The following is a 7746-nucleotide window of genomic DNA, read 5'->3' as shown; positions in this document are numbered from 1 at the left end:
GCACGCGCCCGCTGACCGCCGCCGAGTACGGGCCGTGGCGGGCGCACGGCGCGGAGGAGTTCACGGCCTCGCGGGCCGCCGCCTTCGACCACGTGCTGCCGCGCGGCCGGGACACTCCGGGCGCCGCGCTGTACGCCCTCACGCACGACGGCGTGACGGTCGGCCGGGTGGCGCTGCGGCTGTACGACGAGGCCGACCGCGCCGCGCCCGCCCGGGTGCTGGCCGTCGAGGTCGACACCGCGCACCGGGGCCGCGGACACGGCCGTACGCTCATGCTCGCCGCCGAGAACGCCTGCCGGCAGGCCGGGGCCACCGCCGTCGCCCTCGACGTCTCCGTGGGCAACGCACCGGCGCTGCGGCTGTACGAGTCGCTGGCCTACGGCACGACGGTGCGGCACCTGTCGAAGCCGCTGCTGTAGCCAGGGCCCGTGATCCGCCGGACAGGCATTGAGGACCTGTCCGGCGGCCAGGCCCTAGTCGCGGCCGGGAATCCGGCAGACCTGCGAGCCGTCACCGGTCGCGCCGTCCAGGCCGGGGACGGCCGAGCCCGCCTCGGCGAGCAGGCGGTCGGCGATGGCGGTGATCCGCTCGCGCAGCCCGTCCTGGCTCTTGCCGCCGTCCAGACGCTCGCCGCCGATCACATACGTGGGCGTGCCGGTGACGCCGATGGCCTTGCCCTCGGCCTCGTCGGAGTCGACGACCAGCAGGTGGCGGCCGTCGATCAGCGCGGTGTCCACCTCGTCGGCGTCCAGGCCGAGATCGCGGGCCACCTCCACCAGCACCGCCTCGCCGCGGCCGTCCAGCTCCTCGGCCCTGGCCAGCACGGCCTCCGCGTACGGCCAGCCGCTGCCCTGTTCGTACGCCTCCTCGTACGCCTGCGCGGCGGCCAGCGCGTGCGCGTGCTTGGGCAGGGGGAAGTGCCTGAGCTGGATGTCGAGCGCGTCGCCGTACCGCTCGCGCAGCGCACGGACGTCGTCCAGGGCGGTGCGGCAGTCCGGGCACTGGAGCTCGCACCAGACCTCGAGTACGGGGGGACGCGACACGGCGGGGGAGGGTTGATCCATGGTCCAAGTCTCCCACTCGGGGAGGAGGCACCCCCGAGATCCCCCTGAACCCGGACCCCCACCGTGGCCTCCCGCGCCCGTGTCGAGGCAGGATGGGAGGACGCGACCTCGTGCGGGCCCTTGGCCGGACCTCACGGGGCCATCCGCAACTGCCGCAGGAGCCTCGGGATGCTGACCACCGCCCTATGCGCCGTCCTGTCCGCCGCGGGCCTGGCCATCGCCGTGCAGACCGCCTACCGCCGACGCTATCTGCGGGCCACCCGCATCGCCGCCGTGTCCCTGCTGCCGGTCGGTCTGGCCATGGCGGGGCTCGTCACCCTCGGCCGCAAGATCGGCACCGCCACCGGCAACTGGGCGGGCGACCTGATCTTCAAGCCCACCGTCTGGCTGGGCTTCGGCGTCATCGGCGTCTCCGTGCTGCTGTACGGCGTCACCCGGCTGATCGCCGCGCGCGTCGGACCTGAGGAGGGGCAGCGGCCCCCGGCGGCCGTGCCCGGCGCCTCCAGCCCCGCGCTGCCCGCCTCCTCCCGCCCGAGCCCGAAACGGCGCGCCTCGGGGGACAGCGGTCTGTCCGACTTCGCCGACGTCGAGGAGATCCTCAAGCGGCGCGGGATCTGACCGGAACACCGGCACCGCACGGACCACTTCGAACAGGCGTGGGGTCTGAACCACCCCTGAGAGTTGGCGTGTTGGGCGACGAGTGATCGTTCTCTGCGCGATCATCGGGCTGTGCTGCCCACCTCCGGGGATCGTCTGTCCCCTCCGCGGCCGGACCGTGCCGAATCCACTGTCGAGTCCACTGTCGAGAACGTCGTTCCAGGCCCGCGCGCCGAGGGTCGTGAACCCGCCGCGAGGGCGGGGGAGGGAGAGCCGCAGGGATGCCTGTACGCCCTCTCGCAGCCCCCGCTGATGCTGTTCCTGTGTGTGATCGGAGGGCTGCTCGGGGCAGGCGCGATCTACGACCTGCTGCTGCTCTGACGCGCTGAGACCCGGCCCACCGGCCCTGCGGCGCCCCCGTTCAGCCGGTCGTGGCCGCCCGCCGGCGCTCAGGCGCTCGCCTCGCGCTGGCGGGCCCGGTAGGCCGCCACATGGAGCCGGTTGCCGCAGGTGCGGCTGTCGCAGTAGCGGCGTGAGCGGTTGCGGGACAGGTCGACGAAGGCCCGGCGGCAGTCGGGCGCGTCGCACCGCCGCAGCCGGTCGCGTTCCCCGGCGACGATGAGGAAGGCCAGCGCCATGCCGCAGTCCGCGGCGAGGTGGTCGGCCAGCGAGGCGCCCGGCGCGAAATAGTGCACGTGCCAGTCGTAGCCGTCGTGGTCGGTCAGCCGTGGCGTGGTGCCCGCCTCGGCGACCATCGTGTTGAGCATGGTGGCGGCCGTCGCGTTGTCGGCGGCGCCGAAGACGGCGGTGAAACGGGCGCGTACGGCGTGGACGGCGCTGAGGTCGCGCTCGTCGAGCCGTCCGACCTCGCTGACCTGGTTGCGCTCCACGAAGCCGCGGAGGTCCGCGACGTCCGCGAGCGATTCCCGGCCCTCGATCTGCGGCGCGGTGTTGACGAGGTCGACGACGCTGTCGAGCGCGCACCTGGTGTCATGGTTGATCAGCACGGAACTGCTCCCTGCCGGCGTGATCGGTCGGCTGCGTTCCGGTGACTCTAGCGCGCGAAAGCCGCCGCCGTGGGGGTGCAGGCCCCACGGTGACGGCTGTCGTGCGTGTCTCGTACGCGACGGGTGACGGTCTCGTGCGTGTCGCGGCGAGCGACGGTACGAGCGACGTCATGAGCGAGATCGCGTGCGAGGTCGTGTCGAGATGACGTGGCGGCCGGGCCGGGCGCGAGCGTCCGGCTCCGCTGGTCGGGTCCGGGCGTCCCCCCGAGTAGGACGGCCGCGGACTGCGGTGACGGGCTGGGTCTCAGCTCTCCGCGAGGATGTGGGAGAGCTCGGTGTCGAGGTCGAAGTGACGATGCTCGGTGCCCGGCGGAACCGCGGCGTCCGTCCGCTTCAGGAAGGACTCCAGGGCCCGCGCCGGTGCTTCCAGCAGCGCTTCGCCCTCGGGGGAGCTGAGGGCGATGCAGACGACGCCCTGACCGTGGCTGCGGGACGGCCAGACTCTGACGTCTCCGGTGCCGGTGGGGCGGTGCAGCCCCTCGGCGAGCAGGTCGCGGGCGAACACCCATTCGACCGTCTCTTCGGCTCCGGTGTGGAAGGTGGCGTGCACGGCATACGGATCGGCCGTGTCGTACCGCAAGCCCGCGGGTACAGGCAGTGAGGATTCGCTCGACACAACGAGGCGCAGGTGCAGCTCGCAGCTGACCGTGGTGTTCATAAGCGCCAGGGCCTTTCGCTCAGTGTGCGCTCGGGGATTCGCACGTCGGCGAAATCGACATGCCACCTGCGAGGACGTTGTAAACCCCTCTGAGGGGTTTGTGAGGCTTCTGGTACCTCGTCCGGCCTAGTCCCGAGACGGGCCGATCGGCCATTTCGGTGACGAACGCCGGTCGGGTAAATTGTCGGTATGACTGCGGAGAGTGACGAGTTCGCCGGAGCCGTGGCCAAGGATTCGCGGCTGGGGTCACGGGCCCCCGGCTTCATCAGGAAGTCGCGGCTGCTGCACCAGTCCTGGCGGGTCGGCGTCTTCGTCGTGGGCCTCGCCGTCGTCGCGGGCGGAGTCGTCCTGCTCCCGCTGCCAGGCCCCGGCTGGGTGGTGATCTTCGGCGGCATGGCGATCTGGGCGACCGAGTTCGCCTGGGCCCAGCGCGTCCTGCGCTGGACCCGCCGCAAGGTCGCCGACGCCGCCAGGGCCGCCCTGGACCCCCGCGTAAGGCGGCGCAATCTGCTGCTCACCACCGCCGCCGCGCTCGCCCTGGCCGGACTCGCCGGGTGCTACCTGTGGCAGTTCGGCCTCGACACGCCCTGGGCCGACAGCTAGCGCCCGTGCCGGGCCCCGCGCCCGCCGAGGGCCCTCGGGAGCCTGGTCCGAGGCCCCTCCCCCGTGCGGTAAAGTCGTCCACGCGTCCGGGCGATTAGCTCAGCGGGAGAGCACTTCGTTCACACCGAAGGGGTCACTGGTTCGATCCCAGTATCGCCCACCGGATTCGAGGATCCCGGGGACCGGTCTCCAAACCGGTCCTCGGGATCCTTTGCGTTCCCGCGCCGTACGCGGATTCGATCGCGCACACTTGCTGTATGGACTGGAGTCACTACCGATTCCGTAGGACGTGGCAGCTCGACGCGGAACCCGACGCCGTCTACCGGGTGCTGGAACGGCCTGACGACTACCCCGCCTGGTGGCCCCAGATCCGCGAGGTGCGGCAGACCGGCGACACCACGGGAATGCTGCGCTTCCGTTCCCTTCTCCCGTACGACCTGGTCGTCAGCGCCAGATCCGTCCGGCACGACCCGAGCACCCGGGTCCTGGAAGCCGCGATGACCGGCGACCTGGAGGGCTGGTTCCGCTGGACGATCACGCCGGGCACCGTCCCAGGGGCCCGCACCCGGTTGCTCTACGAACAGGAAGTCGTCGTCCGCAAGCCCCTGATGCGGCTGCTCTCCGTCCCCTGCCGCCCGCTCTTCCTCGCCAACCACGCCCTGATGATGCGCGGCGGACGCCACGGACTGCTCGCGCGGCTCGCCGCCGACGCGGCGCATGTGGTTTGAACGGCGGGCCCGTCGCGCTGTATGGTTCGAGGCGTCCCGGGCGATTAGCTCAGCGGGAGAGCACTTCGTTCACACCGAAGGGGTCACTGGTTCGATCCCAGTATCGCCCACCGAGGCTCATCAGCCTCGAAGTACCGTGACGGCCCGCCGGCATCAGTCGGCGGGCCGTTGTGCTGTCCTCGGCGGCCGTCGCCGAAAACCGGTCGACGAGATCGCCGGGCGGCAGCGCCGGGCGCGGTGAACGCCGGTATGCCGTCGGTGGATTCACCGTCTGGCGCCAGTCCAGCGCCAGTCCGGCGCCAGTCCGGCGAGGACGCGGCCGATGGCCGGGGCGAACGTGAAGGCGCGGCCGGCGCCGAGGGCGACGAGCTGCGGCGGGTCCAGCCGGGCAGGCACGCGCCGGAGCAGGCCGAGAAGTTGCTGCGGCGCTTCGCCCGCGCCGGGCGCGACGGCGTGCTGTCGATGACGTTCCTCGACGAACTGGAGATTTCCAGCTCCGCGCCGGTACGCGACTGCGGCAACTCGGTTGCTGCCGCCGCCGCGGCCTGCCTGGCCGGCTCGACCGACAGCATCAGGCCGCGGACACGGGAACTGGCGGGCGTCGCACGGCGGTTGGGCGCCCGCGTCCGGCGGTCGGCCGCTACCGGGACGTGCGGCTGCCGATGGGCTTCAGCCGGACACCGCTCGGCGAGGACGCCCCGGCGCCGGCGCTCGGGCGTGACCGACGCATCCCGTCCGTCCCGCGGCGCCCGGCACGCTCAGGCCCGGACTCCGTCCGGCGAGACCGCGTGCGAACCCGCGCTCGACGGTCCGCACCGGAGCCCAGCCCCGGGGGTGAGGACCGCGGCGCGGCCGGTCGTAGGCGCTCACGGCACATCGCGCCACCGCCCCTGAGGGGTTATGGCTTCGCGGGCAGCCCTCGCGGCTCGGTACGATTCAGCGGTGCGGCGCCCGCCGCCGCCGAGTCACCACAGCCAGCAGGACCTGAGTCAGGAGCAGACCGGTGTCAGATGTCCGTGTGATCATCAAACGCGATTCCGTTGAGCTGGAAGAGCGGACGGTCACGACGGGCACGACCGCGGCCGAGCTGTTCCCCGGTGAGCGGTCCGTGATCGCCGCCCGCGTCGGCGGCGAGCTGAAGGACCTCGCGTACGCGCTCGCCGACGGCGACGAGGTCGAGCCGGTGGACATCACCAGCCAGGACGGCCTCAACATCCTGCGGCACTCCACCGCGCACGTGATGGCGCAGGCCGTGCAGGAGCTGCACCCCGAGGCCAAGCTCGGCATCGGCCCGCCGGTCAAGGACGGCTTCTACTACGACTTCGACGTCGAGAAGCCGTTCACCCCCGACGACCTCAAGGCCGTCGAGAAGAAGATGCAGGAGATCCAGAAGCGCGGCCAGCGCTTCTCGCGCCGCGTCGTGACCGACGAGGCCGCCCGCGAGGAGCTGGCCGACGAGCCGTACAAGCTGGAGTTGATCGGCCTCAAGGGCGGCGCCGCCGCCTCGGACGACGGCGCGGACGTCGAGGTCGGCGCCGGTGAGCTGACCATCTACGACAACCTGGACGCGAAGACCGGCGACCTGTGCTGGAAGGACCTCTGCCGGGGCCCGCACCTGCCCACCACCCGCAACATCCCGGCGTTCAAGCTGATGCGCAACGCGGCGGCGTACTGGCGCGGCAGCGAGAAGAACCCGATGCTCCAGCGGATCTACGGCACCGCCTGGCCCACCAAGGAGGAGCTGAAGGCGCACCTGGACTTCCTGGTCGAGGCCGAGAAGCGCGACCACCGCAAGCTCGGCGCGGAGCTTGACCTGTTCTCCTTCCCCGAGCAGCTCGGCTCGGGCCTCGCGGTCTTCCACCCCAGGGGCGGCATCATCCGCCGCGAGATGGAGAGCTACTCGCGCAAGCGCCACGAGGACGCCGACTACGAGTTCGTCAACACCCCGCACATCTCCAAGGAAGAGCTCTTCGTCACCTCGGGCCACCTTCCGCACTACGGCGACGGGATGTTCCCGCCGCTGGAGTTCGACGGACAGAACTACCGCCTCAAGGCGATGAACTGCCCGATGCACAATCTGATCTTCGACGCGCGCGGCCGTTCCTACCGCGAACTGCCCCTGCGGCTCTTCGAGTTCGGCACGGTGTACCGCTACGAGAAGTCCGGTGTGGTGCACGGCCTCACCCGCGCCCGCGGCTTCACCCAGGACGACTCGCACATCTACTGCACCAAGGAGCAGATGGCGGGCGAGCTGGACTCGCTGCTCACCTTCGTCCTGGACCTGCTGCGCGACTACGGTCTGGACGACTTCGAGCTGGAGCTGTCCACCCGGGACGACTCCCCGAAGTTCATCGGTGAGGACTCGGAGTGGGAGGAGGCCACCGAGGCGCTCCGCCAGGCGGCCGAGAAGCAGGGCCTGCCGCTGGTCCCCGACCCGGGCGGCGCCGCGTACTACGGTCCGAAGATCTCCGTCCAGGCGCGGGACGCGATCGGCCGCAGTTGGCAGATGAGCACCGTGCAGGTGGACTTCCAGCAGCCCAAGCGGTTCGGGCTCGAATACACCGCCCCCGACGGCTCCAAGCAGCAGCCCGTCATGATCCACCGCGCGCTGTTCGGCTCCATCGAGCGGTTCTTCGCCGTGCTCCTGGAGCACTACGCGGGCGCGTTCCCCGCCTGGCTCGCACCGGTGCAGGCGGTCGGCATCCCGATCGGCGACGCGCACGTGCCGTACCTCCAGGAATTCGCGGCGGAGGCCAGGCGCGCGGGCCTGCGGGTCGAGGTGGACGCGTCCTCCGACCGCATGCAGAAGAAGATCCGCAACCAGCAGAAGCTGAAGGTGCCGTACATGGTCATCGTCGGCGACGAGGACATGTCCGGCGGCACGGTCTCCTTCCGCTACCGCGACGGCTCGCAGAAGAACGGCATTCCGCGCGACGAGGCCATCGCCGAGATGGTGGACGCCGTGGAGCGCCGCATCCAGGTCTGACGGCGTCGAGGCAAGCCGCCCGCTGAGATCCAGGACTTCCCCC

10 protein-coding genes and 2 tRNA genes are annotated in these 7746 nt (G+C 71.4%); 8 read left to right on the top strand and 4 right to left on the bottom strand.

The genetic code is table 11. The annotated features are described in order from the left end of the window. The coding region (locus tag BGM09_RS31985; protein WP_188285229.1) for a GNAT family N-acetyltransferase at positions 1–419 on the top strand (419 nt) is incomplete at its 5' end. A 54-nt stretch (positions 420–473) separates the two neighbouring features. Here the strand turns inward: BGM09_RS31985 and BGM09_RS31980 are convergent. Next, positions 474–1064, bottom strand: coding sequence for a DsbA family protein (locus tag BGM09_RS31980; protein ID WP_188285228.1), 591 nt, complete (start codon positions 1062–1064; stop codon positions 474–476). 168 nt (positions 1065–1232) lie between these two features. Between BGM09_RS31980 and BGM09_RS31975 the strand changes: the two genes are divergently transcribed. Continuing rightward, the gene (locus tag BGM09_RS31975; RefSeq protein WP_188285227.1) at positions 1233–1682 is read left to right on the top strand and encodes a hypothetical protein; all 450 of its coding nucleotides are present in this window, start codon (positions 1233–1235) and stop codon (positions 1680–1682) included. Between the two features lie 111 nt (positions 1683–1793). After that, on the top strand, positions 1794–2042 hold the full coding sequence (locus BGM09_RS31970; protein WP_188285237.1) for a hypothetical protein: 249 nt from the start codon (positions 1794–1796) through the stop codon (positions 2040–2042). A gap of 68 nt (positions 2043–2110) precedes the next feature. Here the strand turns inward: BGM09_RS31970 and BGM09_RS31965 are convergent, their stop codons facing one another. Together BGM09_RS31965 and BGM09_RS31960 are read right to left on the bottom strand one after the other, a co-directional pair. Next, positions 2111–2668 (bottom strand): CGNR zinc finger domain-containing protein, encoded by a 558-nt coding sequence (locus BGM09_RS31965; RefSeq protein ID WP_188285226.1) that lies wholly within the window; start codon positions 2666–2668, stop codon positions 2111–2113. Between the two features lie 304 nt (positions 2669–2972). After that, entirely contained in the window at positions 2973–3386 is a 414-nt protein-coding gene (locus BGM09_RS31960; RefSeq protein WP_003959770.1) for an SsgA family sporulation/cell division regulator, read from the bottom strand. A 189-nt stretch (positions 3387–3575) separates the two neighbouring features. Between BGM09_RS31960 and BGM09_RS31955 the strand changes: the two genes are divergently transcribed. From BGM09_RS31955 to BGM09_RS31940, 4 genes are all read left to right on the top strand, one after another. Further along, positions 3576–3989 carry a TIGR02611 family protein gene (locus tag BGM09_RS31955; RefSeq protein ID WP_188285225.1) on the top strand — a complete coding sequence of 138 codons (414 nt, stop codon included), beginning with the start codon at positions 3576–3578 and terminating at the stop codon, positions 3987–3989. A gap of 88 nt (positions 3990–4077) precedes the next feature. Next, positions 4078–4149, top strand: a tRNA-Val gene (locus BGM09_RS31950). A gap of 97 nt (positions 4150–4246) precedes the next feature. Further along, positions 4247–4717, top strand: coding sequence for an SRPBCC family protein (locus BGM09_RS31945; protein ID WP_188285224.1), 471 nt, complete (start codon positions 4247–4249; stop codon positions 4715–4717). A gap of 38 nt (positions 4718–4755) precedes the next feature. Next, a tRNA-Val gene (locus BGM09_RS31940) sits at positions 4756–4827 on the top strand. A 154-nt stretch (positions 4828–4981) separates the two neighbouring features. Here BGM09_RS31940 and BGM09_RS38645 read toward each other — a convergent pair. Continuing rightward, positions 4982–5113, bottom strand: coding sequence for a hypothetical protein (locus BGM09_RS38645; protein ID WP_262928436.1), 132 nt, complete (start codon positions 5111–5113; stop codon positions 4982–4984). A 607-nt stretch (positions 5114–5720) separates the two neighbouring features. Between BGM09_RS38645 and thrS the strand changes: the two genes are divergently transcribed. Further along, on the top strand, positions 5721–7703 hold the full coding sequence (gene thrS / locus BGM09_RS31935; RefSeq protein ID WP_188285223.1) for a threonine--tRNA ligase: 1983 nt from the start codon (positions 5721–5723) through the stop codon (positions 7701–7703). The last annotated feature ends 43 nt before the right edge of the window (positions 7704–7746 follow it).

It is taken from the genome of Streptomyces sp. CBMA29 (assembly GCF_014596445.1).
Lineage (GTDB): Bacteria > Actinomycetota > Actinomycetes > Streptomycetales > Streptomycetaceae > Actinacidiphila.
This window is presented reverse-complemented; position numbering and strand designations above follow the sequence as displayed.